A 26865-nucleotide genomic window follows, 5' to 3' on the forward strand; every position below is an offset into this window, starting at 1 on the left:
GCCGCCAGGGCATTAGCGCCTCAGCATATTCTCCACATGAGCACATTCATCAATCCAGCTCCTGCAGGGCAACTTTGGCTTTGGTGTCGGTGCTGTTCTTATACTCGTGCTTGGGGTAGGCCAGCACTTTCCGAAAGTAGGCGCGAGCCGTGCTTTTCTGCCCCTCGGCCTGGTACAGGTAACCCAACTGCAGGGCCGACTGGGGCGCAAAGTAGTACGGCGCGTCGCCAGCCACGGCAATAGTGCGGCGATAAAGCAGCCGGGCCGAGTCGGTGCGGCCGAGGCCCTGCCAGGCGCGGGCCCGGCGGTAGGGTGCCTCTATCTGGTCGCGTAGGGGCGTCTGGCGGGTGGGGCGGAAGGTGTCCAGCGTGGCCAGGGCCTCGCGGTAGTAGCCACCATCAATCTGCAGGCGGGCGCGGGTAAGGGTGGCGTTCAGGGGCACGCGGCCATCGTAGAAGCGCTGGGCGTAGGTATCTTCCTCCACCACTGTACGCCCCCCAGCCCCGATCTGACGCCGGTAGCGTTCCGCTGCGGCCTTATCACCGCGCAGCCAGGCCGTCAGGTACAGCTTGAAGGCGGCATCCTTACGGTAGTGCTGGCCCTGAAACTCGCGCAGGAACTGCAGGTTTTCGCGCTCTGAAGCCGCATACTGGCCCTGGTAGAGCAGCAGGTCGGCGGCCATGTGGTGCAGGTAGGCTACGGGCAGGTAGCCCGCGCCGGTGGGCCGGGCGCGGTAGGCTGCCAGCGCTGCCTCGGTGTGGTGCTGGCGCTTGTTGAGGCTGATAGCCAGGTAGCTGAACAGCAGGTTGTCGGGCTGCTGGATGGTCCAGGAGCTGGCCAGCTGCACGGCCTGCTCGGTTTTCTTGTAGTAGGTTTCCTCCACCAGGGCCAGCATAATGCGGGCTTCGGGCTGGAAGTCGTTGGGCTGACCGGCGGCGGCGCGCAGGTTAAGCAGGCCGGCCTCCACGGAGCCCGGCAGCCCCAGCAGCTTCAGAAACCAGCGGTAGCCCTCGGGCAGGGAGCCAATGAAAAACTGCATCATGCCCAGCGTTTTGCGGGCCGGCAGGTAGCTGGGGTAGCGGCGCACCACCTGCTGCATGCCCGCGTAGGCCTGCCGCATGCTCCACGCCCCCTGGATTTCGTGCTGAAATGCAACCTGCGCGGCGGCCTGATGCAGGCGAATTTCGGCGGCGACGTAGGCGCGCAGCGCCGTTTGCTCGGGCGACTTTTCCAGCCGGGCCAGCCGCTCGTCCTGGGCGTCGATGAGCGGCTCGTAGCGGCGGGCATCCTGGGTAATCATCAGCTCCGTGAACTCGATGCAGTCGGCTACAAGCAGGGTGCCGGCGCTGCCGGCGGCGCGCTGCTCCTCGGGCCGCAGCAGGGCGCGGGCCGGCGCGGGGCGCAGCTTCAGCAGCTCGGCGTAGGCACGGCGGGCAGCAGGCGTCAGCTGAAAGTTGAAATCAGTTAACGGATCAAGGGCTTCAGTGGCTGGAGCCTGGCGTTCGACAACTGCCTGGCCCGCCCCGGCGGCTGGCCCGGGCAGCCACAGCACCGCCAGCAGCCCCAGGAGCAGGGGCCACCGCCGTCGGTGGAGCGTACGCAGGAGCCAGACCAAGCCAGTCATACAAGAAAAAAGGAACGGCACGGGGCCGTTCCTTTTAAGAGTTTGATAAGGTGACAGGTAACACGTCCGATAGAATACGTTGCGTGTTACCTGTCACTTAGTGCTTTTTACCAAGCTATGCAATACGGGCTTCCACATCAGCCAGCACGCGGCCGCAGTGCTCACACACAATGATTTTCTTGTGGGCGATGATGTCGGCCTGGCGCTGGGGGGGCACCGTGTTGAAGCAGCCACCGCAGGCATCACGCTTCACCGTCACCACGGCCAGGCCGTTGCGCACGTTGCCACGGATACGGGTGTAGGCTGTCAGCAGGCGCTCTTCTACGGGCTTGGCAGCGCCTTCGCGCTCATCCATGAGCTTTTTCTCGTCGGCTTCGCTTTCGCCCACGATGGTGTCCAGCTCTACTTTCTTGTTGTCGAGGTCTTTCTTACGCTCTTCCAGGCGCTGCTTGGTGCCGGCAATGTCCTGGATTTTCTGCTCGATGTGGTACTGGGCTTCCTTGATTTTCTTGTCGGAAATCTGGATTTCCAGGCGCTGCAGCTCGATTTCCTTGGCAATGGCCTCGTACTCACGGTTGTTGCGCACGTTCTGCTGCTGGTCCTCATACTTCTTGATGAGGCCTTCGGCGTCCTTGGCGTTCTGCTTGCGCTGCTTGATCTGCTCGTTGAGGCCAGCAATTTCCTCATCAAACTTGCTCACGCGCACCTCGTAGCCCGCAATTTCGTCCTCTAGGTCACGCACCTCTTCGGGTAGGTCACCCCGCACGCGCCGGATTTCATCAAGCTGCGAATCGATGCGCTGCAGGTTCAGGAGGGCTTCCAGCTTACTGGCAACCGGGGTTTCCGCGGAGGGGTTAGCAATCATAACGGACAGGGTTGGTGAGGGTCTCAGCAATTAAGACCGCAAAAGTACTCCCAAAGTTGCCCATAAGCAAATCCCGGAAGATTTCCCCGGTAAACTGCTCGCTCTCGAAATGACCCACGTCGCAGAGCATCAGCCGGCCTTCGGCCCCAAAGTATTCGTGGTATTTCAGGTCGCCCGTCACGTAGGCATCGGCTCCGGCAGCGCGGGCTTTGCCAATAAGGAAAGCACCCGCGCCGCCGCACAGCGCCACTTTTTGAATGGGCTGATCGAAATCGGTGTGCTTAACCACGGGCACGCCCAGGGCTGCTTTCAGGCGCTGCCGGAACTCAGCCGGGCCCAGCGGCTCCGGCAACTCGCCCACCATGCCCGCGCCCACGTCCTGATGCACGTTTTCGAGCTTCACGATTTCGTAGGCCACTTCCTCGTAGGGGTGGGCGAGGCACAAGGCCTTCAGCACCGCGCCTTGCAAATGCAGTGGCAGCAGCACCTGCACCTGCTCCTCGGCTACGGCTTCCGGCTTCGTGGGCTGCCCGATAAACGGATTGGTGTCGGCGCCGGGCGTGAAGGTGCCGGTGCCGGAAGTGCGGAAGCTGCACGCCGAGTATTGGCCAATCTGCCCGGCGCCGGCTTGGTACAGAGCCTGCAGTACGGCTTCGGTGTGGGTGGGCGGCACGTAGGTGATGAGCTTGGCGAGCAAACCGGGTTTGGGGTCGAGGATACGCAGATTTTGCAGGCCCAGCTTGTCGGCCAGCTTGCGGTTCACGCCGTGTAGCACATTGTCGAGGTTGGTGTGGGCGGCGTACAGGGCAATATCGTGGCGGATGGCCAGCAGCAGCGTCTGTTCAACTTCGGTAGCCCCGGTGAGGCGCTTGAGCGGCTTGAAGATGAGCGGGTGGTGGGCTACTACCACGTTGCAGCCCCGGCGGCGGGCTTCCTCTACCACGGCCGGCGTGCAGTCCAGGGCAATGAGCACACCCCGGACCTCCATAGCCGGGTCGCCGCACTGCAGCCCGGCGTTGTCGTAGCTTTCCTGGTAGGCCAGCGGCGCCGCTTGCTCCAGCACGCGCATGAGGGCTTGAACGGTGGGCATTGTTTTTTAATGTGGGTAATGTGAGGAATGTGGCAAATGTGGGAAATAATTGTGGGGAAAGTAGGGCCCTTTACAAGGCTGCGCACCAGGGGAGGCATTACCCACACTGCGCCCGCAGTCCGTTCATCAGCTCACCCGTACCTTACTTAGCACTTCCATGTAGCGGGCCACGTTTTCGGTGAGCTGGCGGCGCTTGTACTGCATGAGGTAGCGCGGGTGGTCCAGCACCTCGATGCGCCTGAATAGCTGCAGCTCCTCGTTGAGGCGGTGCAGGAGCAGGGCGTTGCGGCGACCCAGGCACACGGCAGCGTGGCGGGCCAGCCCTACCTCGTGCACCTGCCGCTGCAGCGCGTCGCGGATGGCGGGCAGCAGGGCGGTTTGCAGGGCGGGTGAGTCGTAGTAATTGTAGTTGAGGCCGTTTTTCAACAGCACCAGCGGGTAGAGAGAGCCCAGAAAGAAGTCCTGGAAAAACGCCGCCGGGCCGCCCAGCGCCGCCACCACTTCATACACAAACTGGCTGGATGGCTCCCGCTGCCGGGGCAACGCGTTGGCAATGCCGCACGCATCCTGGAGCGCTACCGGGTCGGTGAAGGCAATGCCGGTGCGGCCGTTACCCAGGCGGCCGGGGTTGATGCCCAGCAGTGCCACCCGGGGCTGGTCGCCGGAGTAATACTGCCGCGCAAACTGCGTAAGCAGCTCGCGCGGGGTGTTTTCCTGGTAGGGGCTAATGGCCTGCACTCCGTCGGGCAGGGGCGGGGGCAGCGGAAATTCAGTCAGAAAGGGCAGGAGCCGGTCGGCAAATGACATAGCGGGAAGGCCGGAAGCATCAGTTTTCTCTGCGCTTACGTTAGTCGGCTGCCGGGTTGGCAGCGTTTAACCCGCTAATTTTGCAAGCGCCATTCTGCCCGTCTTTGCATGAACTCCTTCGTAACGCTCCTGCTGCTGCCTTTGAGCTGGCTCTACGCCGGCGTTATGGCGATGCGCAACTGGCTGTACGATACGGGGCTGAAAGCCAGCAGCAGCTTTCAGGCGCCCCTTATTGTCGTGGGCAACCTGCGGGTGGGCGGCACCGGCAAAACCCCGCACGTGGCCTGGGTGGTGCGCGAGCTGCAGCAGCTGGGCGAGCAGCCCGTCATTCTGAGTCGGGGCTACGGCCGCCAAACCCAGGGCTACCGCCGCGTAACTGAAAAGGAAACCGCTGCTACCGTGGGCGACGAGCCCCTGCAGCACTGGCAGGATTTTGCGGGCGCCGTGCCTGTGGCCGTGGCCGAAGACCGCCGCCTGGGCATCCGGCACCTGCTGGCCGAAACCACCGCCACGTCCGTGGTGCTTGATGATGCCTACCAGCACCGCCGCGTGCGGCCTACGCTGGGTATTCTGCTCACGGAGCACAAGCGGCCTTTCTACGAGGATTGGGTGCTGCCCGCCGGGCGCCTGCGCGAGAGCCGGGGTGGGGCCCGCCGCGCCGATGTCATCATCGTCACGAAGTGCCCCGCCGAATTGCCCGCCGCCGAGCAGGCGGAAATCCGGCAACGCATCGGGTGCTACAGCCGGCCGGGCGCGCCGGTGCTGTTCTCCAGCTATACCTACGGGGCACCCGTGGCGGTAGGCGCGGCGGCCGCGCCGGCCAGCCTGGCTGGCGTGCTGCTGACGGGCATTGCCCAACCCGGGCCACTGCGCGAGTACCTGACGCAGGCCGGCTACGCGCTGGCGCACCACGCCGCCTTTGCCGACCACCACGCTTTCACCGAGGCCGAAATTCGGGCGGTAGTGGCCCAACTCCCGCCCGGAGGCAGCATCTTTACCACGCAAAAGGACGCCATGCGCCTGCGCGAGCCGGCCCTGCAAGCCGCGCTGGCGGGCGTACCGGTGTTTTTTATTCCCATTGAAGTCCGGCTGCTGGGGGATGGTGCCCACCAGCTTCGGCAGTTTCTGATGTCTTCCTTTCAGCCCCACGCTGTTGTCTGATTTATTTGCTTTGTGTTTGCGGTGGCGAAAAAGTGGCCTCGCCGCCGGGTTTCGCGCCGCGCTGCTGGCGGGTTTGCTGGCTTTGCTGCTGGCGGCCCCGGCCCGCGCCCAGATTATCGACGACTCAACCAAGGTGCTCTACGGGCCGCTGACTACGCGCATCGTGCGGGAGCGGGACGTGCTACGCGACCAAACCGAGGGCACCACGCTCGATACCACCCTCAACACCTTCCACAACCAGCGCTACTGGCTGCCCGATTCGTCGTTTTACCAGGATCTGGGCAATCTGGGTACGGCCTCGCGCCGCCTGCTCTGGCAGATGCCCACCCAGCTGGGCGCCCGCCTGGGCCGCAACGCCTTCGACCGGTACGCGCCCAACCCAGCCACCATCCCGTACTACGACACCCGCTCGCCGTTCACCTACTTCCGCTACCAGCAGAGCTCCGTGGGCGAGCAGATTTTTGAGCTTACCCACAGCCGCAGCTTCAAGAAGCTGGCCAACGTGGGTATCACCTATAACCGCGTGGCCAGCAACAAAGTCCTGGCCTCTATTCCCCGGAACCAGATGGTGCGCCACTCCACCATTACGCTGTTTGGCCGCTACCAGACCGAGGATGAGCGGTATCATTTGCTGGCTAACTACCTTATCACCCGGCACGAGGCGGTGGAGCAGGGCGGCATCCGGCCTCAGGTGGGAGACACTGCCCTGCGCCAGCTGTTCGACTACCGCCTGGAGGAAGTGTGGCTTTCCCAGGCCGTGAACCGCGACAACCGCGACGACGCCCACCTCACCCAAACCTACCGCCTGCTGAGCAAGGGCCTCACCGCCTACCACACCCTGGACTTCAACCGCCAGCAGAACCGCTACAACGACGACGCCATTCCCTACGATGCGGAGGGGCGCATCCGGTATTATTCGCCCGCTACGGCCCGGCGCCAGACCCGCTACGACTCGCTCAAGACCGAAGACCGCGCCAACTACCGGCAGCTCGATAACACCGTGGGCGTGCTTGGCCACACCAATGCCGTGGACTACCGCCTCTACGGCCGCTACCGCAACGCCCGCCTCGAAACCCGCTCTCTGCTGGCCGACGGAACTACGCCTACAACCTCAGAGCGTACCTTCAACCAGGTGTTTCTGGGCGGCACGGCCGCGTTCCGCTACCAGCAGTTTGCCATTGAAACCGCCGGCGAGTACAAGCTGGCGGATGAATACTGGCTGCGGGCCTCTGCCCGGCTGGGGCCGCTGACGGCCGAAATAGCCAGCACCTCGTACTCGCCCACGCTCACCCAGCAGCAGTTCGATGGCAACCACTTCCAGTGGAATCATATAGGCCAAGACCAGAAGCCCTTTAACAATACCAAAGTAAACCAGCTGCTGGTGCGGGCCGAGCGCACGTTTGGGCCGCAGCGCATCCTGGCCGAAGGCGCCGTGGTGAATATTACCAGCTTGGTGTACTACAACGAGCAGGCTGTACCAGCGCAGCTGGATACTGAGCGGCAGCTGTTCATTGGCCGCCTGCGCCACCGGCTGGTGCTGGGCAAGCTCCGCGCCGACCACGACCTGACCCTGACCGGGGGAGGCAACGGGGACGGCCTGCGGATTCCGGCCATTGTGCTCAACAGCCGCGTGGCCTACCAGGGCTACCTGTTCAAGAAGGCGCTGTTCGGGCAGATCGGGCTGGAAACCTACTTTCAGTCGCGCTGGCGGCCCTACGACTACAGCCCCAGCACCCAGCAGTTTTTCGTGCAGAACAGCTTCACGGCCCGCAGCTACCCGGTGATGGACGTGTTCGTGAGCGGTGACATCAAGGCCGTCACGTTCTTCCTGAAGCTGGCTTACCTCAACCAGGGCCTGTACCGCAACGGCTATTTCACCACGCCCTACTACACCGGCAACCCGCGCAGCTTTCAGTTTGGTCTGCGCTGGAATTTCTTTGATTAACTAATTAGCTGATACGCTCTTTAGCAAAGCGTATGGAAAGCTGCTCTTGAACTACTATGACGGATTATTCGGCGCCCCAGCCTTCAGAGGAAGAAGCTCAAAAACGCGAGAAAACCATCCTTAAGCTTAAGCTGAACACCGACCCGCGCTGGGTGGATATAGCCAGCAAAAACATTGAGGATATCCTCGTCGACCATGCCTACTGTGAGCAGAAGGCGGCCAGTACCGGTATCAGCTTGATTGTAAAATATCCGGAGAAAACGCGCCTGGTAGACGAGCTGACGGAACTGGTAGCCGAGGAGTGGGCTCACTTCGAGCGGGTGCTGCAGGAGCTGCGCAAGCGCGGCCACCAGCTGGGCCGCCCCCGCCGCGACGAATACGTGGTGCAGCTGATGGCCCACGTGCGCAAAGGCGGCCAGCGCGAGCGGCAGCTCATGGACCAGCTGCTGGTGTCGGCGCTGATTGAGGCCCGCAGCTGTGAGCGGTTCAAGCTGCTCTGGAAACACATTCCCGACCCCGACCTCAGCAAGTTCTACTACGAGCTGATGGTGTCGGAAGCCGGGCATTTCGTAGCGTACGTGGATTTGGCCAAGGAATACTGCGACGCCCGCGAAGTGGATGCCCGCCTCCAGGAGCTGCTTGAAATTGAGGGCAACATCGTGACTAATCTGCCCGTGCGCGACGACCGGATGCACTAGCGGTGAAGTGAGTGACGCGTCGGTGCGAGGCGGCGCCGCAGCAATCCATCCTGTATTGCACCAGACCAGTTATAAAACCAGAAAAGCCACTGCCGTTTGTACTGACGACAGAGGCTTTTCACCATTTCAGAACTTTACACGTTGCTCAGGACGGATTGTTTCGACTCCACCTCGCACCGACGCGTTCAAACCTGTTACCTGTTACCTGTTACCTGTTACCTGTTACCTGTTCACCATCCCCCTTTGAAGAAAGCAGGCCCGCCGGCACCGACAGCGCGCCCGTGTGCGGGTCGATAACGCCGTTACGTTCGTCCTCAATGTTGGTGGCCTGGGTGTAAACGTCGCCGGCAATATCGCGCCGGCGCAGTTCCTGCTTGAACTGACGGATGCGCTCCGTGCGCTCTTCTCCGGCCTGGGGGCCGCCGTAGTCGGCAAAGCCGAAGCCGCCCCACTCACTCACGATCAGGGGCTTCTGACGACGGTAAAAGAACGGGTCGCCCACCACCAGTGGGAAAGCGGCCGTACCAATCATTTCGCCCTCCACCAGCCGGTCGAGCAACTCCTGCCAGCGCGGCAGGTCGGGGGTGTAGAGGTGGGCCGTGAGTAAATCGGACTTCAGGCGGCCCTCCTGCGAAATGTGCTGCCAGCCGTCGTTGTCCACCACCAGAAACTGCGGATGCTCGATCTGCATGTAGTGGTACATGTCGATGATGTAGCGCCGGGTTTCGGGGTTGGTGGCAATGTCCTGGCAGCCCCAGTCCTCGTTGTAGAGGCTCCAGATAACCACCGAGGGGTGCGACTGAATAAGGGCCAGCATGCGCAGCAGCTCGGCGCGGTGATTTTCGCGGCTGCGCGGGGTGGAGGAGTGGGGGCTCGGCACTTCTACCCACAAGAGCAGACCCAGCTCGTCGGCCAGGTTGTAGATACGCGGGTCGACGCCCGCAATGTGCACCCGCACGAGGTTGCAGCCCAGCTCGAGCATGGCGTGCATGTGCAGGCGCATTTCCTCGTAGGTGGCCGTGCCGGGCTGGTAGAGGATGCCGTCGAGGTAGGTAGGTTCGTTGTTGAGGTACACGTGCCGCCCTCTGGATTCCACTTTGCGCAGCCCGAAATGCGTTTCAATCTGAGCGGTATATCCTTCGGAGTCGATGAGCTGAGCCACCAGCCGGTAAAGGTTGGGCATGCCCGGCCCCCAGAGTTTTGCCCCGGGCAGCTCCATCACCATGCGTTGCTGGCGCTGGCCCGCCTCCAGGCGCAGCTCAAACTCCGACACGGCCAGGGGCTGCGGGGCCGGCTCGTTGGTGGAGAAGACCTGCAGGCGTACAGTATACACGCCGGGGTCGTGAATTCGGGTGGTCATATTGAAGCGTACCAGCCGGTCTTCAATCACGCTTTCCACGCCCACGCGGGTGCGAAGACGGTTGCGCTCCACCATTTCCAGCCACACCGAGCGCACGGCCCCGGTGTGCGTCTGGTACCAGATGCCGCCGCGCTTGTACACGTGCGACTCCTGCTTGCCGCGGGGCGTTTCGGCGTCCATGGTATCGGCAATGCGCACGGTGATGCGGTTGATAGGGCGCAGGTACTCGTTGCGCAACTCAAAGGAAAACGACGTGTACTCACCGTAGTGAATGTCCTCACCCTCAATTGTGCGCAGCAGATGCCCGTTGAGCCATACCTGGGTTTCATAGCCGCAGGCCCCAAACGTGAGCTGGAACAGGCTGTGGTCGTCGCCCCGCTCGGGTAAAGGAAATTCCCGCTCATACCAGGCCACTACCTTGTCCTGCCACCGGGAAGTTGGCTGGCCGGGCTCCCGGGTTTGGTCCATGTGCTCCTCCACCGAGCCGGGCCAGTTGGCTACGTGCTCGTACTGGTGGCTGACGTACCAGGCATCGCGCAGGCCCACATCATCAGGGTCCAGGGCAAAGCGCCATTCCCCGTCGAGCAGCAGGTAGTTGTTGGAGCGCAACACGGCCCGCGGGAGCGGGTTCGTCGTGCGCAGGTCGCCATTGGTAGCCGAAAAACCGTAGTTAGGTTGCGTGGAATTCATGAAAGCGCCGGTAGGTTAGGGCTTACAAACGGGAATTTGGGCGTTACGGATGCCATCTGTTTCAATTCTGCATAGCCCACCTGAATAGCCCGTGCCATCAACAAATTAATACGCGTTGCGCTCCAGCCTAATAGTATCAGTAAATATGGTGTTGACTCTCCGATAGCCACCCTCAATATACTCTTTGCGGGAAGCTACTGTAGAACCGCTTTCGAATTTGGCAATGACAGAATAAGCGTTTTCACCGGGGCTTTTAAAAATGACGTTTGTTTGCTCTCCCTGCTGAAGCCCCTTCACCTCTATACTGCCTCGTTCATGCTTTAATGTAAGGAGCTTTATAGGTCTCTTTGATTGATTCTTTACTATTACACAGACGTAGCCTTCAGGAATAGGCTTACTGCCGAGCCTTTTTGAGAGAAAAGTGCTGGCTAACACGCCGAAAATGATGCCGGCCAATACACTGAGAATAACTTTTCTCATAAGGATACCTAGCCCACGAGGATTCGAGAACTTACATGCGTCGGATGCTAAATGATTTCCGAAATATGTCCGGCTTAGGTCTTCTGCTTTTTCTTTTTAGCGGCCGGGAAGAGCACGTTATTTAGAATGAGGCGGTAGCCGGGGGAGTTGGGGTGCAGGGCCAGGTCGGTGGGCTCTTCTTCTACTAAGTGTTGGTAGTCTTCGGGGTCGTGGCCGCCGTAGAACGTCCAGGTGCCTTTGCCCAGCGTGCCGTGCATGTAGCGCACCTCGCCCGAGGCCTTGTTGTCGCCCATTATTACCACGTCGGACTTGATGAGCTGCTTGCGGAAGGCCGTGGTCTGACCCATAAAGCCCTTGATGGTTTTCTCGTGGTCCTGGGTGAGCATGGTAGGCACCGGGTCGTACTTGGCCGAGAACGTGAACAGCTGGAAATAGTCGTTGTCTTCGTACACCCCGCGCTCCTGGGGCTGCATGTCAATGTTGGAGTACTCGTACTGGTATGGGTCGCGCACGAGTTGAAAGTCCTTGAAAGCCAGGGTGCGGTTGAAGTTGAGCTTGCTCTGGGCCTGGGGGTCGGACGGGTCACCGTCGTACATGCTTTCCACCATGTCAATGCCCAGGCCGGCCAGGGCAATGTCGTAGGTGTCGGTGGCCCCGCACATGGCAAACATGAAGCCGCCGCCGGCCACGAACTCCTGCATGCGCGTGACCACGGCGCCCTTCATCTGGCTTACTTTGGCAAAGCCATTGCGCTTGGCTGCCGCCTCCGAGTCGCGCTGCTGCTGCTGGTACCAGGGGCGGTTGCGGTAGGAGGCGAAGAACTTGCCGTACTCGCCCGTAAAGTCCTCGTGGTGAATGTGCAGCCAGTCGTACTTGGGCAGGTCGCCGTGCAGCACTTCGTCGTCGTAGATCTGGGTGTAGGGAATTTCGGCGTAGGTAAGCACCATCGTCACGGCATCGTCCCAGGGCTGCTTGCCCTTGGGCGTGTACACCGCAATCTTGGGCACTTTCTCCAGCTTCATGATGTCCATGTTGGCGTTGGGGTCGGCTATTTCCTGCAGCACGCTGCTGTACTGGGCTTCCGAAATCACCTGGTAGCTCACGCCCCGCACGGCCAGCTCATTTTCCAGGCCCTCCACGCCGTTGCAGGCAAAGGCCCCGCCGCGGTAATTCAGCAGCCAGTCTACCTCTACTTGCCGGGTGAGCAGCCAGAAGGCAATGCCATAGGCCTTGAGGTGCTCCTTCTGGGTCTGATCCATGGGAATGAGCACGCGGTTGGCCCGCGCCGCCAGCGGCAACAGGGTCAGCAGCAAGCCCACAAACAGAAAAAACGACTTCCGCATCATGTACGATATCCGTAAAAAACCAACGTAAGCAAATGTACCAAAACCAGCGGGAGTCCGCCCGAAAGCGGTTACCTTGCGGCGCCCGCCCCACGTGGGGCAGGCACCAATTTCAGGGTCTGAGGTATGCACTTGCTAGAAAACATTCGGGAAGCGTTCCGTTCCATTCACAGTAATCTGCTGCGCACGGTGCTCACGGGCCTGATTGTGAGCATTGGCATTATGGCGCTGGTAGGTATTCTCACGGCTATTGATGCCATGAAGAACTCCCTGAACCAGACCTTCGCCAGCCTGGGCGCCAACTCCTTTGAAATGACGGCCAAGGGCTACAGCAACCGCTTCCGGCAGGGCGGCCGCCGGGAGCGCACCTACCCACCCATCAGCTACCTGCAGGCCCAGCAGTACAAGGAGCAGCTCGGCGACGATGCCAAGGTGGGCCTCTCCGCCTTTATTGCGGGCGCTACGGAGGTGAAAGCCAACGGGGAGAAAACCAACCCGAACATGAACGTGGTGGCCGGCGACGAAAACTACCTGCTGATTCAGAACTACGAGCTGGGCAGCGGCCGGAGCTTTTCGCAGACGGAGCTGGATAATGGCGCCAACGTAGCCATTGTGGGCAGTGAAATCAAGGACAAGCTGTTTCCCAGCCAGAATCCCGTCGACCAGTACGTGTATTTCCTGGGGCGCCGGTTTCAGGTGGTGGGCGTTTTTGAGAAAAGCGGCCCCACCATGGGCGGGGGCGGCGCCGACCGCACCATCCTGATTCCGCTGGAAACCGGCAACCAGATGCCCCGCCAGCAAGCTCTCACCTACGACGTGAAAACGGCCGTGGAAAAGCCCGAAAACCTGACCTACGTAACAGGGCAGGCCACCGGCATCATGCGCGCCGTGCGCCACGACGAGCTGGGCCAGGAAGACTCCTTTGACCTGGAGCGCTCCGACTCCCTGGCCGCCAAGCTGGACAGCCTCTCTGGGGGGATGAAAGTGGGCGGTTTCCTGGTAGGCTTTATCACCCTGCTCGGCGCCAGCATTGCCCTCATGAACATTATGATGGTATCCGTCACGGAGCGCACCCGGGAAATTGGGGTGCGCAAGGCCCTGGGCGCTACGGCCCTGCAAATCCGTCAGCAGTTCCTGATCGAGGCCATTGTGATTTGCATCATGGGTGGGCTGTTCGGTATCCTGCTGGGCGTGGCTATGGGCAACGGCGTGTCGTTGTTTGTGGGCAGCGGCGGCTTCGTGGTGCCCTGGCTCTGGATGACGATGGGCCTGATTATCTGCGTAACGGTGGGCCTGGCCTCGGGCTACTACCCCGCCAGCAAAGCCGCCGCCCTCGACCCCATCGAAAGCCTGCGCTACGAGTAGGAGAGAAGCGGCGCCTAGGAAACCGAACCGTGCAGAATGGAAATAGCGCGTCCCTGGCCTTATCGATGACGGGTTGGGAACAGCTGGCTTATGCGTTTTCGGGCAGCAGCTAAGTGGCAAGGCAGAGCACCATCAGCGCAAACTGCAAGCGCCGTGCTGCTTTTCTCAGACTGCCGACAACTGCAGGTTGGCACGTAGGTATGAGCCGGAGAGCGGCTGCCCCGGCGCCGTTAGCTGGCCGGTGGCTGCAGGAAGTCCAGGACGGCTGCCAGCACCTGCGCCGGCTGCTCCTCGAACATATAGTGCCCGCTGTCTAAGATCCCGACGACCCGGACGTCTTCGGCCATATAAGGCAAACTCATTTGCAGGTAGCTGTACGACACGTGGCTGCCGATACCCAGCACCGGCATGGTAAGGCGCGCGTAGGTGCCAGCATCGGCTATATCCTGGGCCAGTGCCTGATACCAGGCGTTTGAGGCGCGGATGTTCTCGGGCTGGTTGTAGACGGCCGCGTACACTGCCCGGTCGAAGGCCGACATGCGGCTCTCGTCCAGCATCACGTAGCGAAAGAGGTGCTCCAGCAGATACTCAAACCGCCCGGCCAGCAGCTGCTCGGGCAAATCCTTCACCTGATTGAAGGCCATCTACCAGAGGTAGGGCTGCTGTCCGTTCATCTTATCGGTAAAGGAGCCGGGGGCTGGTAGCAGCGGCATCTGCCGCAGACCTTCACTGGGGTGCGCCCCATCGGCCAGTATAAGCTTATGGGTGGCCTGCGGATAATTAAACCCGAAGCTGCTGGCCACCATACCGCCGATGTCGTGCCCCAGGATCGAGGCTTTCGTCACGCCCAGGTGGCGCAGCAGTTCGTAGATGTCCTGGGCCATGGTCTTCTTGTCGTAGCCCGCGGCGGGCTTCTCAGAACTGCCCATGCCGCGAATATCAACGATGATAACCCGGTAATGCCGGGCCAGCCCGGCGGCAATGGGGTGGTAGGAGTACCAGGTTTGCGGCCAGCCCGGCAGGCACACCAGCACCGGGCCACTCCCGTCCTCTACGTAGTGGAGCCGCACACCGTTAACGGTGGCGTAGTGGTCAGTGAAGCCGGGCAGGCGTCGGAGCAGCGCCTCGTCGGAGTAGGAGGCCGGAAACAGGGAAGAAACGGGTTGCACAGGCTTAAGCGGTTAAAAAGGTGATGGGGTTGGTCCAGGTCAGCTCCGGGTAGCGGGCATTGTCGAGCGCCGGGTTCTGCACACTGAACATGCTCAGCAGGTATTGCATCTGCAGCCAGTCGGCGTAGAGTTGCTGCTCACCGGCCGGGTTGGCCGCCCGGGCGCGCCGGATAGCCGCGGCCAGGTCGGCGCGGGAGCCCAGCCGCACCAGCGTGAAGCGGCCTTTGCCGGCGGCCTCGGCCAGGGCAACCAGCTCGCGCGGGCTGGGCTGAAAGCTGGCGATGCGCAGGAAGCGGGGTGTGGCCGGGTCCAGGGCAGCAGCGGCCGTAAAGGAAGCCGTGTCGTCCTTCGTGGTGAAGTCGATGCGCCAGTCGGCGTCTACCTGCTGCTGCCGGAAGTCCAGCAGCGGAATATTGTAGCTCAGCACTTCGGCGAAAGCGCCGTTGAGAATGGACGTTGCGGAGATGGGAGCCTGGTCGAGGCGGGCCCGGAACGTGCGCCGCAGGTCGAAGTTGCGGTTGGCGCCGGGCGCCTGAAGGGTGTAGTCGCTGGCAAAGTCGGAGGGAATAAAGCGCGGCACGCCCGCTGCCACGGCCGCGCTGAGCAGCCGCGACTGAGCCTGCACGATAACCTCCTCCAGGCCCGCCAGGGCCGACACCACGCAACTCGCGCCCTGGCACGCCTGGGCGAGGGCCGCATGGTCTGTGAATTCGACGCGCCATACGTCCGCGCCTTGCCGGCTGAGGCGGTCTGTCTTCGCCGGGTCGGTTTCGGGGCGTACCAGCGCCCGCACGGTTGCGCCGCGCCGGTGCAGGGCACTGATGATGCGGCCGCCCAGGTCGCCGGTGGCGCCGGCCACTACAATAAGAGCATTCATGCAAGCAGGGGTTGAGGGTGAAAGCACCGCAGTTCGGCGGCCGCTTTAATTACCTCAAAGGTCCCCCAATGCTTCCCAGGCCAGTGCCTGATTCCTGCCTTCTACTTACATATTCCTGCGCTATTGGTGCGCGGCCTGGCCTTGTTGAAACGCCCGGGGGCTCTGGCCCACGGCCCGCTTGAAGGCGGCAGCAAAATGGGCCGGCGAGGCAAAGCCCAGCGCATCGCCGATGGCGGCCACCTGCAGCTCGCCGGCTCGCAGCAAAGCACGGGCGCGCCGGATTTTCCAGTCCAGCACATACTGGTAGGGGGCGCGGCCGGTGGTGTGTCTGAAACGGCGGGCGAAGTGAAACACACTCAGATTGGCCAGTCCGGCCAATATCTCCAGGGTAACGGGCGCTTCCGCGTGGGCCTCCAGGTAAGCATCGATGCGGGCCAGCACCGCGGCCGGCAGCCGGCCCCCGGTCCCGCTCGTTGGGCGGTGCTCGAACGTGGCGTGGTGCTCAATGAGATGGTAGCAGAGCGTCGTCACCAGCGACTCGGCATAGAGCTACCCGAGGCCATTTGCCCGGCCCGTGGCCGCCAGCAGCTGCTGAGCGAGCTGGGCGAGCAGTCCATCCTCGCAGCGAAACCGCTCCCGCAGGACGAAGGCGCGCACGTCCAGGTCGCGGCGGGCCCGGTTTTCCAGGGCCTGGGCATCCAGATGCACCTGAATGATGTCTACCGGGCTGTCCCAGTTAAACGGGCCGTACTCCCCACCCGGGTACAGGCCTACGTCGCCGTGCCGGAACTGGTCTGCTTCCACGCGGCTTCCGGTGCGGCGACTGGCGACTACCGGCTGCGGCCCCTGATGCACCAGGAGCAGGTGGTGCTCGTGGCAGTGAGCCGGCAGAGCCGCTGGGGCCAACTGGTAGCGCTCAATCCGTACCCCGGGCCAATCCAGCGCGGCACTGCTCGTCAGGGCCGGGCCCTCGTAGAGCTCGGAGGTGTAGGTATAGGTGGCAGGTACAGGCATAAGTGGCAAGTAACAGCTTCCGACCTGGAATAGTTGGCCGCAGCACCCCGGCATCCTTTGAGCCGAGTTGATACCTAACCCAGGCAGAATGGGTAAAACCCGTCCGGATGCCCGCTGGTTGAGCGTAGGCTTTGTGCGGGAAGGGAGCATGAAGGAAACGCTAGTACAGATTCAAACCTCTCCGCGTCTTGTAAAATACTTCAGCGTAGGTGCTACTAATAGGGATAAGCTGGTTGCCAAGCTGAAGCCGATTTTTCCGATGTGTTCGATTTTGTTTAGGACTACCAGAGAGGACCAAGGCAATTCGACGAGATGCAAATTGCGTCTCGCCCAATTGCCCGAAGCACCAGAAAGCGCCTGCGCTTTCTGAGCAGAAACTCCAAACCCTACAACCGAGGAACAACTTAGCCAGCAACTCACCCACTACTAAGCTTGTTTATTTTATTATACATTTGCAGAATAATATAAGCTAAAGCATTTGAATAATATGGCCGAAAGTGTTGCCGAACGTTTTGCGCTCCTTGTTAAGGATTTGGGTATATCAAAAAATGCCTTTGCAAAGTCTCTGGGTCGAACAGCCACGGTTATTCAGCACCTGATAGAAGGGCGGAATAAGCCGGGTTTCGATCTGCTTGAGACATTATTCACTGTTTATCCAAATGTATCAAAAGACTGGATGCTGTTGGGTAAAGGCCCCAGGTACGTAGCCGTAGCGGGCCAGCTTTTTCCGCCGGTCAATGCCCCCATCGTTAATGAGGAAGCAGAAGACGAAGAGGCACCAGCACTCGAGGAGGAAGAAACCGCCCTGCCCTTGCCTCCTATAGAAGCCCCATTGGCGGCAGATTCCGCGCCACCAGCGGCAGCTGTTGGTCCTACTCCTGAGCCATTGCCGCCTGTAGCCGCCACAGTGCCAGAGCCGGCCCCGGCCGCTGCACCACCGGCGGCAGCGGCTGCTCCGGTTGCTGCGCTCAACCCCGCCCCCCCGGCAGCGCAGGCTCCTACCGAAGGCTGGCAGGCCGCTTTATACACGCAGCAGATGGCCCACCAACTGGCCCTGGCTGAGCTGCGCAACCAGCACCTGCAGGAGCAGCAGCGCCTGATGCAGCAAATGATGGACCTGATGCAGCGGCAGCTGAGCCGATAGAACCGTTGCCTGTCGTTGCAGGGAGGAACGACATTCCGCGCAGCAAGCGGCGTCAATCCGGCCTCTGAATAAAACGAGTAAGCCCCTGACGCCAGCACGAGCATCAGGGGCTTTTCACGTTTTATAGTGTTGAGTGTTGTCCAGGACGGATTGCTTCGGACACACTGGCCTGATGCGCCACCGGCCTCGCCATGACAGCCTTAGTGCTGAAAAACTTCGATGCCCAGCTCTTCGGCTTCCATCAGGTTCTGTGGGTTCACGGCGGTCAGGCGCAGGTGCTTCAGCTCGCCTACCAGCAGGGGGTCGTACCGGGCCGTAACGCGGATGTAGTTGGGCGTGAAGCCTTCCATCTGACCGTTGGTTACGTCATCTTCGAAGAGCACCTGCGCCTGCTGACCCGCGTGCTGCTCGTAGAAAAAGCGCTTTTTCTTTTCCGAAAGCCCGCGCAACTGGGTGGTGCGCTCGTGGCGGAGGCGGTCCTGCACGCGGCCGGGCAGGGTAGGCGCCAGCGTTTTCTCCCGCTCCGAGTACGGAAACACGTGCAGGTAGCTCACGTCCAGCTCGTTGAGAAACTGATAGGTTTCCCGGAAATCCGCCTCGGTTTCGCCGGGAAACCCCACAATTACGTCGACGCCGATGCAGGCGTGCGGCATCACCTCCTTGATCAGGGCAACCCGTTCCTGGTACAGCTCGCGGCGGTAGCGCCGACGCATAAGGCCCAGAATCTTGTTGGAGCCTGACTGCAGCGGAATGTGGAAATGGGGCATAAACCGCTTCGAGCGGGCCACAAACCGGATAATCTCATCGGACAGCAGGTTGGGCTCGCAGGAGCTGATGCGGAACCGCTCAATGCCTTCCACCTCGTCCAGGGCCTGCACCAGGTCGTAGAAGTTTTCCCGCCGTTCCCGCTCGGGGCCCTGCAGACCGAAGTCGCCCAGATTTACACCCGTCAGCACAATTTCCTTCACGCCGGTAGCAGCCAGCGCCTGCACACGCTCCACCACGCTCTGCACCGAGCCGGAGCGGCTTTTTCCCCGGGCCAGCGGAATGGTGCAGAACGAGCACGAATAGTCGCAGCCGTCCTGCACCTTCAGGAAGGTGCGCGTACGGTCGCCGTAGGAGTGGGCCGCGTGAAACTCGGTGGCTGCAGCAATGGGCGAGGCGAAAACCTGACCCGGCTGCCCGGCCGCCGGCTTCTGAAAGCCCGCCAGCGTTTCCACCAGTTGAAACTTTTCGGCCGCGCCCAGCACGGCGTGCACACCCGGAATTTCGGCAATTTCCTGGGGCTTGAGCTGAGCGTAGCAGCCCACAATAGCCACAAACGCTTCGGGATTATGCTTCAGCGCTTCCTTCACCACCTTGCGACACTTGCGGTCGGCGTGGTCGGTGACGGAGCAGGTGTTGATGACGTAGATATCGGCTGCGTCCTCGAAGCTGGTTTTCACAAAGCCGTGCTCCTCAAACTGCCGCCCAATGGCCGACGTTTCGGAGAAGTTGAGCTTGCAGCCCAGCGTATAAAAGGCAACTTTTCTGGTTTCCATAAGCAAGGCCGCAAAGATACGGCTACTTGCCGGTTGTTGCAGATACCTTGCTTAGGGAAGTTGGCGCCGCTCGGGCAGGGCTGCTGCTTAGCCCGCGTTCCGGCGGGCCGCCAGCCGGCTCCGCACCAGGTCTATTAGCTCGGCCAGATCCGGCTGCCGGAGTTCCTGAGGCGTCAGAAATACCTGCCACGGGCCCGGGGCGTGGCGCCGGAACACGGCCGGAAGCGGGTGCGCGGCCAGCTCGGGGTAGTGCTGAGGTAGCTCGTCGCGGTGCAGGAAGGTGGCTGTGACGGGCAACTCCCGCAGAAACTGCCGCCACTCCGGCTTCATGCTCGTAGCGCCGTAGGTGAGGGCGCACAGGGAGCAGGCGTAGGTAGCCGGCGACAGGGTTTTGTGCAGGGTGTCGAGCAGGCCATTTAGTGGGCCGGCCTTGGCATTGTACACAAACAGGAGTTCCGGCTGGTCCATTGGGGGCTGGTTGAAACGGCGACCTTACTTACGCAGAAAGTCCTCGAAGGAAACCTGCTGGTAGGCCTGGCCCTGCTGCACCTGCCGAGCCGGCACCCGTGGCCCGCGGGTAATCGGTTGCCGGGCGGCATTGTCGAAGGTAACCGGCCCACGCGGCGTTATCAGCCCAAACCCATCCGTGAAGCAGTAGAAGGCAAAGGCCGAAGCTGAATCGGCGGCCAGCACGTTGCGGCTGAACGGATACGCCGTGGCGGGCAGCTGCAGCTGCGCCAGCAGCGTGGCCGCCACGTCCGTCTGGGAGCCAATGGTACGGACGACGCGGCCTCGGGCTTCGGGCCGGAGCGCGCCGCCGGTGAGCAGCAGCGGAATCCGAAATTTGGCCGGAGCATAGTTGGGCGTGCTGCCCGGCTGCGGGTGGCCGTGGTCGGCTACCAGCACGACCAGCGTATTGCTCCACCACGGCTGCTGGCGGGCCGCGCGCAAGAACTGACCCAGGGCATGGTCGGTGTAATACACGGAGTTGCGGAAGAGCGTCGCCTCATCGGTGCCCGGGAAGCGCGTGCGCATGGGCACATCAAACGGCTCGTGGCTGCTGAGCGTGAAGGCCGTGACGAAAAACGGCTGCCGCTGCCGGCCCAGGTCATCCAGCACCCGCCGGAACAGCACGTGGTCGTGGGCGCCCCACTTGGAGTTCTGCTCCCTGGCCCGGAAGTCACTGCGCTCGGTAATCTGGTCGTAGCCGGCCGCTACGAGGTAACTTTTCATGTTGGCGAAGGCCAGCTCGCCCCCATAATAATAACGGGAGCTGTAGCCTGCCGGCGCCAGGGAGCGGGCCAGGTGAGGCAGCCGCTCGGTTTTGCGCGGGTACTTGATAATGCTGGTGGTGGGCTGATTGGGGTAGCCGCTCAGCAGGGCCACCAGCCCTTTCTGGCTCCGGTCGCCGGCCGCGTAAATGTTGGAGAACAGCACGCCCGTGCGCGCCAGGCTGTCGAGCGTGGGCGTGGTGCCGCGCTGCCCGCCCAGGCTGCCTACCCATTTGCTGGTGAAGCTTTCCAGAATAATGAAGAGCACGTTGGGCCGCGCCGTACGCAGCAGCGAGGCCGGCGCCGGGCGAACCGGAGCGGCGTAGAGCTCCTGTACGAGCCGGCGGGCAGTGCTGTCGGGCATGTACTGGTACTGATTCACGGTGCTGCTCTGCTGCAGCAGGGAATTTACCACGTTCCAAGCCGTATTCACGGCGGCATGGTTGGCAAACGGCACCGTGGAGAAATATACGTCGCTCTGGTTGACGGGAATCTGCTGCACCCCACCCCGCAACGGCACCACTACCAAGGCTATATATAGGAGGCTTACCAAAGCGGCCCTTCCGCGCCCGAAGCCGTACGGAGCCGCCGGCAGCCGGCCTATCAGCCTGGTATACAGGCCCCAGCTGCCGGCCAGCAGCAACCCCCAAAGTGCCAGCAGCATCAGCCAAGGGGCCGAGCCGGCCGAGGCGGCCATTTCCGTGGGCGTGTTCAGGTATTGCAGCGGGGTGGCATCCAGGCGGAAGCCCCAGGCATGGTACAGCTCCAGGTCAGCCACGGTAAGTACTGATACGACCAGCACCGCAACCGCCGTAACAAAGCGCAGCAGCCGCTCCAGCGGGAAGCGTGGCCCGGCCAGGCAGTCGGCCAGGAACAGCAGAAAAGGCGGCAAACTCAGGTAGGCCGCCGCCGATGCATCCAGCCGCAGCCCGAAAATAACAATCTGCGCCATCTCGGCCAGAGGGAGAGGGGCAGCCAGCTGGTGGTAGTAACTCAGAAACAGCAGCTTGGCTACCAGAAAGAAGAGCAGCCAGAACAAAAAGTAGCGCGGCTGAAACGCAAAGCGGTTATTCACGCCCAAAAGTAACACCGACAGCCGTGCGGTTGCGCGGGAGAAGATAATTGGTGCTCTGTTCGCCAAACCTTGTGCTGTATTAGTCAACGGAGGACAGTACCTTGTGTTTTTCAGCGCAAAAGTTGAAGTTGGTATAAGTTTTTGAGGGGGTAAGTGAAAAAAAACAACGTTTTTCAAGAAAATGGCCTCAAAAACTGGAGGGAGCATTTGGAAACATGGATGCCGTTCTTCTACATTTGCCTCTGTCGTTTCATAGTCTCCACATAAATCCTGTATGGCCATTCTCCGATTTAAAGCTCTTGAGCTAGTCGACCAGCGCAAAACGGTCGAGGTGATTTCTTCCGGTGAGCGTCGCTCAGACTCGTTCGGCAAGAACGTGTTTAACCTCGATGCCATGCGGGCTACCATGCCCGGGGAATATTTCAAGAAGCTGCAATCGGCTATTAAGCAGGGCGCGCCGGTGGAGCGTTCCGTAGCCGACGCCGTGGCCTCGGCCATGAAAACCTGGGCTATGGCCAAAGGAGCTACGCACTACACCCACTGGTTTCAGCCTCTGACCGGCGCCACCGCCGAAAAGCACGACTCGTTTTTTGATCTGAACTCGGATGGCCGTCCGGTAGAAAACTTTAAAGGCTCGGCGCTGGTGCAGCAGGAGCCGGATGCTTCGTCGTTCCCGAACGGCGGTATCCGAAACACCTTCGAGGCGCGTGGCTACACCGCCTGGGATCCTACCTCACCCGCTTTCATTCTGGAAACGGCCGGCGCCAAAACGCTGTGCATCCCAACCATCTTCGTAGCCTACACCGGCGAAGCACTGGACTATAAAGCCCCGCTGCTGAAGTCCCTGGCTGCCCTGGAAAAGGCCGCCGTAGACGTTTGTCAGTACTTCGACAAAGACGTACAGCGCGTAAACACCACGCTGGGCATCGAGCAGGAGTACTTCCTGGTAGATAAAGCCCTGCACACGGCCCGCCCTGACCTAGTGATGACCGGCCGCACCGTGTTTGGTCACTCGCCGGCCAAGGGCCAGCAGCTCGAAGACCACTACTTCGGCTCGATTCCGCCCCGGGTACATGCCTTCATGCTGGACTACGAAGAGGAGGCAAACAAACTGGGTATTCCGCTGCGTACCCGTCACAACGAAGTGGCCCCGCACCAGTTTGAGTGCGCGCCTACCTTCGAGGACGCCAACCTCGCCATCGACCACAACCAGCTCCTGATGGACCTGATGGACAAGGTAGCCGACAAGCACAACTTCAAGGTACTGCTGCACGAGAAGCCTTTTGCAGGCGTCAACGGCTCGGGTAAGCACAACAACTGGGCAATGAGCACCGATACGGGCATCAACCTGCTCGCTCCCGGCCGCAAACCCAAGGAAAACCTGCAGTTCCTGGCGTTCTTTATCACCACCATCAAGGCGGTGCACACCTACGGCGACCTGCTGCGCGCCTCCATTGCCTCGGCTTCCAACGACCACCGCCTGGGGGCCAACGAAGCGCCGCCGGCCATCATGTCGGTGTTCGTGGGCTCGATGCTGGACTCGGTGCTGGATGAGCTGGAGCGCACGGCCAAAGTGCCCCTGGACAAAGGCGACAACATCTACCTCAAGCTGGGCATCGACAAGATTCCGGCTATTCTGCTCGACAACACGGACCGCAACCGCACCTCGCCATTTGCCTTCACCGGCAACAAGTTTGAGCTGCGCGCCGTGGGCTCCTCGGCCAACTGCTCCTCGGCCATGACGGTGCTCAACGCCATTGTAGCCGAGCAGCTCATCGACTTCAAAACGAAAGTGGATGCGCTGATCGAGCAGGGCAAGAAAAAAGAAGTGGCCATTGTGGACGTGCTGCGCGAGTACGTTATCAGCTCCAAGGACATCCGCTTCGAGGGCAACGGCTACTCCGATGAGTGGAAAGAAGAAGCTGCCCGCCGCGGTCTGGCCAACATCCCGACTACGCCCCACGCCCTGGATGCGCTGGTAACTCAGGAAGCTTCGGAGCTGTTCGAGCGCCACGGCATCTTCTCGCACGTGGAACTCCACGCCCGCCACGAGATTCTGCTGGAGGACTACATGAAGAAAATCCAGATCGAAAGTCGGGTAATGGGCGACCTAGCCGTGAACCATATCATCCCCACGGCGGTTGCATACCAGACCAAGCTGGTGAACAACGTACGCGGCCTGCGCGAGCTGGGCCTCGACGATGACAGCTCACAAGTAACCGTAGACACCATTAAAGCCATTTCGCGGCACATCAACACCATCAAGACTCAGGTGGAGCAGATGGTTGATGCCCGCAAAGTGGCCAACAAAATAGACGACACGCGCGAGCGGGCCATTGCCTACTGCGACACCGTCAAATCACATTTCGACACCATTCGCCGCTCCGTAGATAAACTGGAGCTGATGGTGGCCGATGAGGACTGGCCCCTGGTAAAGTACCGCGAACTTTTGTTCCGGCACTAGAGTCCAGCGCCAGAATCGAACCGAAGTTGGGTGGGAATTTTCTTCGGTTTCGATTTCGAAAAAGCCGTTCCGGGTGGGGCGGCTTTTTTTGTGCCCATACCTCACGCCGCGTATACTGGCCACCATGATCAGCTCAGCATGAAGCCTCCTGGCATGCAGAAGGCAGCAACCAACCACAGACTCAGTACCAGCATCAGCAGGAAGGTAAGGTAGCGGGCTAGCGCGTATTGCCATTCATGGTCTGCGGTATTTTGCGGTAAGCATATACAGCTGTTAGTAGCAGGCTCAGCGCCAGGAGCCAGGCACCGCGTTGCCACCCCAATTGCCACTGCTGGTACCTCATCCATGCATCATAGCTTTCCAGTTGCCCGTGAGGTATGAACCATTTAAAGAGTAGGCCCTGCCCAAGCAAGAGAAGGAAGAGCATCCAGAGTATGCCAAGTAGCCAGATCAATTTCTGGCGTCGAGCAGGAGAAAGATTCATAATCAGGAGGTTACTGTCCACGCTGCTTGAGTAAGTAGCGGTAGACATATGGCGTGGACATCATGCCGCCATTGGGTGTTACCTCCCATCCTAGGTCGTAGAGAAAATTCAGGGCGGCCGCTTCATGGGTAAATTCCCGGTCCCGGCCGTTCTCTTGGTAGTGCTTAGCCTTCGGATTCGGGGTTACGCCATCGAAGAGAATCACATAGCAGCTGCCGCCTAAATTGCGGTTGAGCTCGATCAAGGCTACCCCATACATCGGCTGCGGGTTGGCTGTGGTAGGCCTGGTCGTTGTGGTCGTAGCGGGCATTGCCTGTTAGGCCAGCGCGGCCGGAAGGGAAGCGAGGCCACTGAGCAGTAGCAGAAACAGGAAACGGCGCATAGGAAATGGGACTTTGGTCAGGATTGCCCTACGGCAGGCGCAGCAGCAGCACCTGGGCGTCGGGGTTCTCTTTGGTGGCGGCGCTGAAGCTGAGCACCACGTGCTGGCCTCGCCACTCGTAGCTGTTCACGTAGCTGGTTCCTGGCTGGCCGGGGCCGTAGCGGGCAATGAGCTGCTGCCTGAGCTGGTCGCTGTGGCGCTGGCCCCGGGTAGTAAAGCTGATCCGGTCCAGGCCATCCGGGGTGAAGGTGTAGAGGACTTCGGTGAGCGGCACGCCGGCGTAGTGCAAATCTTCCTGGGGGTCGATGTAGGTAGTAGTGGGGCCATCGTCGAAGAACACGCGCAACTTCGGGTACCGGGCGTACGGCTCGCCGAAGTGGTAGGCGCGAAAGCCATTCTCCTGGTCCAGCAGCGGGACGGCTGCCGGCTTGGACAGGGTAGATTGGGCAACTGCCGGGCTGGCCAGGAGCAGTAGGGAGAAAAGCAGGTAGACTATCCGATTAGGCATGGCTTGGGAAGTTCTATAGCGGCGGGGTACGCAAAGATACCCCGTAGGCGCGCCAGCTACACCCGTGGCGGCTGCGACTTCTGAGAGGGGACAAGTCTAAAGGATGACGAATGTCTTAGCGCCGCGCAGGCTAGATTTTCGCAGGAAGTAGGGCACAAGCTCAGGGTTGTAACGGGTGGCGTCCCGGCCGGCCCGCACCAGTTTGAGCCACTGGCCAACCTCCTCGCTGATAAACACCAGGTCGCCGGGCTGCAGGTGCGGCATAGGACGGTTAGAAAGCGTATCCCGCAACGCCGGATACAGGATGGCATGGAGGGCGAGTTCTGTGAGGCGAGGATTGGCACTGGCTCGTAAGACTGACTCAACACTCGGAGGCTGCGGTAGCTGCGCGGCTTTGGGCGTGATGCGACCCTGTGCCCAAGCTGGGGCAGCGCAGAGGCAAGCGGCAAGTACAAGCAGCTGTTTCATAAGTTCAATCAATTACCTCCGCCGCAACTCCAGCCTCTTTGGCCACGGGCCGGCGCAGCAGGTCGCGAATGATGATGAACAATGCTGCCAGCCGGGCCATGAGTGCCAGCGCCAGCAACGCAAGGCGAGGGGTGAATTCTGGGAGGTGTAAGAGCGGCAGATAGAACAGTGGTCTGAGCAGACCATAGAGCGTGGCCGCCACAATGAGCAGTTTTGCCCAGTAGTGGCCTCGCCACACGGCCCAGCACACCAGGCCGACCGGAACCACCATGATGGCTACGCCAAGGAAGTAGGCAGGAGATAAGCGTACAAAATGAGGCTCAGTCCGATACGCTGCTTCCGTCGATACAGCAATGAAAAGGCCAGTCAAAAACCACCAAACAGCGCGGTGGTCGTTATTAGAAATAGTTACTGCCATAGCAGTTCAGTCGGTTATAGTCATTATAGTCACACTCAGTTACTTCTTCACCGGCAGCTGCAGCAACTGTGCCGGAGGCTTAGGTAGTGGTTGTGAAAACGGTGTCGACGTGTTCTGGATTAGAAGCCCGGTCGGAAATGCCAAACCCGCGGAAGATGGCGACAATGAATCCAATAGTGAGCAGAAGTTCTAGACTTAGCAAGATGGCCTCCAGCGGCGTATCGTAATTCCGCTTTAACATTTCCGTGCCCACGGCGCCAGGTAGCAGCGACACGCCGTAAACGAGAAGTGCGATGATGTTTATCGTTAGCACCAGAACTTTCACCCACATATAGCCTTTACGCAGGCCCAGGCCTACCAGGAAACTGACGCCACCCATTAAGGCCAGAGCTATAGCTGCACCAACAATTTTGGCAACAATACCATACCCTTCCTGCTCCATTTTGACTGCCATAGTAATCCCAACCCGTAGCAGCGAAATAAGGCAGCTTACCCAAAAGATGGTAGATGCCTGAACATTGTTCTGGTGAACGGCAGGATGCATAGGGGATAAAATTATTTGACTACTAATGGGCTATGAAGGCAAATTGAGGTGGCGCCCCAGCAACTGAATGATGCGCTT

Annotated in this window: 27 protein-coding genes; 6 read left to right on the plus strand and 21 right to left on the minus strand. The window is 60.9% G+C overall.

Annotated features, from left to right (window positions below):
* Window positions 1–49: 49 nt before the first annotated feature.
* From I5L79_RS10845 to I5L79_RS10860, 4 genes are all read right to left on the minus strand, one after another.
* Window positions 50–1624 (minus strand): tetratricopeptide repeat protein, encoded by a 1575-nt coding sequence (locus tag I5L79_RS10845; RefSeq protein ID WP_196955066.1) that lies wholly within the window; start codon window positions 1622–1624, stop codon window positions 50–52.
* A 115-nt stretch (window positions 1625–1739) separates the two neighbouring features.
* Window positions 1740–2489 carry a zinc ribbon domain-containing protein gene (locus I5L79_RS10850; RefSeq protein WP_196955067.1) on the minus strand — a complete coding sequence of 250 codons (750 nt, stop codon included), beginning with the start codon at window positions 2487–2489 and terminating at the stop codon, window positions 1740–1742.
* The gene (locus I5L79_RS10855) at window positions 2479–3579 is read right to left on the minus strand and encodes a Nif3-like dinuclear metal center hexameric protein (protein ID WP_196955068.1); all 1101 of its coding nucleotides are present in this window, start codon (window positions 3577–3579) and stop codon (window positions 2479–2481) included. Before I5L79_RS10855 ends, I5L79_RS10850 begins: the two co-directional genes overlap by 11 nt.
* Window positions 3580–3705: 126 nt before the next feature.
* Window positions 3706–4386 carry a uracil-DNA glycosylase family protein gene (locus I5L79_RS10860; protein WP_196955069.1) on the minus strand — a complete coding sequence of 227 codons (681 nt, stop codon included), beginning with the start codon at window positions 4384–4386 and terminating at the stop codon, window positions 3706–3708.
* Between the two features lie 108 nt (window positions 4387–4494).
* Between I5L79_RS10860 and lpxK the strand changes: the two genes are divergently transcribed.
* The 3 genes from lpxK to miaE are packed head-to-tail and all read left to right on the plus strand — an operon-like array spanning window position 4495 to window position 8190.
* Window positions 4495–5547, plus strand: coding sequence for a tetraacyldisaccharide 4'-kinase (lpxK, locus tag I5L79_RS10865; RefSeq protein ID WP_196955070.1), 1053 nt, complete (start codon window positions 4495–4497; stop codon window positions 5545–5547).
* Window positions 5540–7492 (plus strand): putative porin, encoded by a 1953-nt coding sequence (locus tag I5L79_RS10870; RefSeq protein ID WP_196955071.1) that lies wholly within the window; start codon window positions 5540–5542, stop codon window positions 7490–7492. The genes lpxK and I5L79_RS10870 overlap by 8 nt, the downstream gene beginning before the upstream one ends.
* 56 nt (window positions 7493–7548) lie before the next feature.
* Entirely contained in the window at window positions 7549–8190 is a 642-nt protein-coding gene (gene miaE, locus I5L79_RS10875; RefSeq protein ID WP_196955072.1) for a tRNA-(ms[2]io[6]A)-hydroxylase, read from the plus strand.
* 208 nt (window positions 8191–8398) lie between these two features.
* Here miaE and I5L79_RS10880 read toward each other — a convergent pair whose 3' ends face one another.
* From I5L79_RS10880 to I5L79_RS10890, 3 genes are all read right to left on the minus strand, one after another.
* Window positions 8399–10240: a glycoside hydrolase family 2 protein gene (locus I5L79_RS10880; RefSeq protein WP_196955073.1), complete on the minus strand. Its 1842-nt coding sequence runs from the start codon at window positions 10238–10240 to the stop codon at window positions 8399–8401.
* 105 nt (window positions 10241–10345) lie between these two features.
* Entirely contained in the window at window positions 10346–10720 is a 375-nt protein-coding gene (locus I5L79_RS10885; RefSeq protein WP_196955074.1) for a hypothetical protein, read from the minus strand.
* 74 nt (window positions 10721–10794) lie between these two features.
* Window positions 10795–12063: an asparagine synthetase B gene (locus I5L79_RS10890; RefSeq protein ID WP_196955141.1), complete on the minus strand. Its 1269-nt coding sequence runs from the start codon at window positions 12061–12063 to the stop codon at window positions 10795–10797.
* Window positions 12064–12189: 126 nt separating this feature from the next.
* Between I5L79_RS10890 and I5L79_RS10895 the strand changes: the two genes are divergently transcribed.
* Window positions 12190–13428 carry an ABC transporter permease gene (locus I5L79_RS10895; protein WP_196955075.1) on the plus strand — a complete coding sequence of 413 codons (1239 nt, stop codon included), beginning with the start codon at window positions 12190–12192 and terminating at the stop codon, window positions 13426–13428.
* Between the two features lie 230 nt (window positions 13429–13658).
* On the opposite strand, the gene I5L79_RS10900 is transcribed toward I5L79_RS10895, so the two are convergent.
* The 5 genes from I5L79_RS10900 to I5L79_RS10920 all read right to left on the minus strand — a co-directional run bounded on the left by I5L79_RS10900 (window position 13659) and on the right by I5L79_RS10920 (window position 16488).
* A complete protein-coding gene (locus I5L79_RS10900; RefSeq protein WP_196955076.1) occupies window positions 13659–14072 on the minus strand; it encodes an alpha/beta fold hydrolase in 414 nt (137 codons plus the stop codon).
* Complete coding sequence (locus I5L79_RS10905) at window positions 14073–14597, minus strand: alpha/beta fold hydrolase (RefSeq protein WP_196955077.1); 525 nt, start codon at window positions 14595–14597, stop codon at window positions 14073–14075.
* Between the two features lie 4 nt (window positions 14598–14601).
* Complete coding sequence (locus I5L79_RS10910; protein WP_196955078.1) at window positions 14602–15474, minus strand: NmrA family NAD(P)-binding protein; 873 nt, start codon at window positions 15472–15474, stop codon at window positions 14602–14604.
* 120 nt (window positions 15475–15594) lie between these two features.
* Complete coding sequence (locus I5L79_RS23310; RefSeq protein ID WP_196955079.1) at window positions 15595–16005, minus strand: helix-turn-helix transcriptional regulator; 411 nt, start codon at window positions 16003–16005, stop codon at window positions 15595–15597.
* Window positions 16006–16023: 18 nt separating this feature from the next.
* Window positions 16024–16488, minus strand: a complete 465-nt coding sequence (locus I5L79_RS10920; RefSeq protein ID WP_196955080.1) for a hypothetical protein — start codon at window positions 16486–16488, stop codon at window positions 16024–16026.
* Window positions 16489–17374: 886 nt separating this feature from the next.
* Between I5L79_RS10920 and I5L79_RS10925 the strand changes: the two genes are divergently transcribed.
* The gene (locus tag I5L79_RS10925; protein ID WP_196955081.1) at window positions 17375–17632 is read left to right on the plus strand and encodes a hypothetical protein; all 258 of its coding nucleotides are present in this window, start codon (window positions 17375–17377) and stop codon (window positions 17630–17632) included.
* A 200-nt stretch (window positions 17633–17832) separates the two neighbouring features.
* Here I5L79_RS10925 and mtaB read toward each other — a convergent pair whose 3' ends face one another.
* From mtaB to I5L79_RS23660, 3 genes are all read right to left on the minus strand, one after another.
* Window positions 17833–19173, minus strand: coding sequence for a tRNA (N(6)-L-threonylcarbamoyladenosine(37)-C(2))-methylthiotransferase MtaB (mtaB, locus tag I5L79_RS10930; RefSeq protein WP_196955082.1), 1341 nt, complete (start codon window positions 19171–19173; stop codon window positions 17833–17835).
* 87 nt (window positions 19174–19260) lie between these two features.
* Window positions 19261–19641 (minus strand): hypothetical protein, encoded by a 381-nt coding sequence (locus tag I5L79_RS10935; protein WP_196955083.1) that lies wholly within the window; start codon window positions 19639–19641, stop codon window positions 19261–19263.
* A gap of 24 nt (window positions 19642–19665) precedes the next feature.
* Entirely contained in the window at window positions 19666–21519 is a 1854-nt protein-coding gene (locus tag I5L79_RS23660) for an LTA synthase family protein (protein ID WP_196955084.1), read from the minus strand.
* Between the two features lie 274 nt (window positions 21520–21793).
* On the opposite strand from I5L79_RS23660, the gene I5L79_RS10945 reads away from it, so the two are divergent.
* On the plus strand, window positions 21794–23983 hold the full coding sequence (locus tag I5L79_RS10945; RefSeq protein ID WP_196955085.1) for a glutamine synthetase III family protein: 2190 nt from the start codon (window positions 21794–21796) through the stop codon (window positions 23981–23983).
* A 217-nt stretch (window positions 23984–24200) separates the two neighbouring features.
* Here the strand turns inward: I5L79_RS10945 and I5L79_RS10950 are convergent, their stop codons facing one another.
* The 6 genes from I5L79_RS10950 to I5L79_RS10975 all read right to left on the minus strand — a co-directional run bounded on the left by I5L79_RS10950 (window position 24201) and on the right by I5L79_RS10975 (window position 26787).
* Entirely contained in the window at window positions 24201–24467 is a 267-nt protein-coding gene (locus tag I5L79_RS10950) for a hypothetical protein (RefSeq protein ID WP_196955086.1), read from the minus strand.
* Window positions 24468–24477: 10 nt separating this feature from the next.
* Window positions 24478–24711, minus strand: a complete 234-nt coding sequence (locus I5L79_RS10955; RefSeq protein WP_196955087.1) for a hypothetical protein — start codon at window positions 24709–24711, stop codon at window positions 24478–24480.
* Window positions 24712–24877: 166 nt separating this feature from the next.
* Window positions 24878–25357, minus strand: coding sequence for a hypothetical protein (locus I5L79_RS10960; RefSeq protein WP_196955088.1), 480 nt, complete (start codon window positions 25355–25357; stop codon window positions 24878–24880).
* A 96-nt stretch (window positions 25358–25453) separates the two neighbouring features.
* Window positions 25454–25621 carry a hypothetical protein gene (locus I5L79_RS10965; RefSeq protein WP_196955089.1) on the minus strand — a complete coding sequence of 56 codons (168 nt, stop codon included), beginning with the start codon at window positions 25619–25621 and terminating at the stop codon, window positions 25454–25456.
* 208 nt (window positions 25622–25829) lie between these two features.
* Window positions 25830–26243 (minus strand): hypothetical protein, encoded by a 414-nt coding sequence (locus I5L79_RS10970; RefSeq protein ID WP_196955090.1) that lies wholly within the window; start codon window positions 26241–26243, stop codon window positions 25830–25832.
* Window positions 26244–26322: 79 nt separating this feature from the next.
* A complete protein-coding gene (locus I5L79_RS10975) occupies window positions 26323–26787 on the minus strand; it encodes a hypothetical protein (RefSeq protein WP_196955091.1) in 465 nt (154 codons plus the stop codon).
* Window positions 26788–26865 lie beyond the last annotated feature (78 nt).

The sequence above is a fragment of the Hymenobacter guriensis genome, assembly GCF_015773195.1.
In the GTDB taxonomy this organism is placed as follows: Bacteria; Bacteroidota; Bacteroidia; order Cytophagales; family Hymenobacteraceae; genus Hymenobacter; species Hymenobacter guriensis.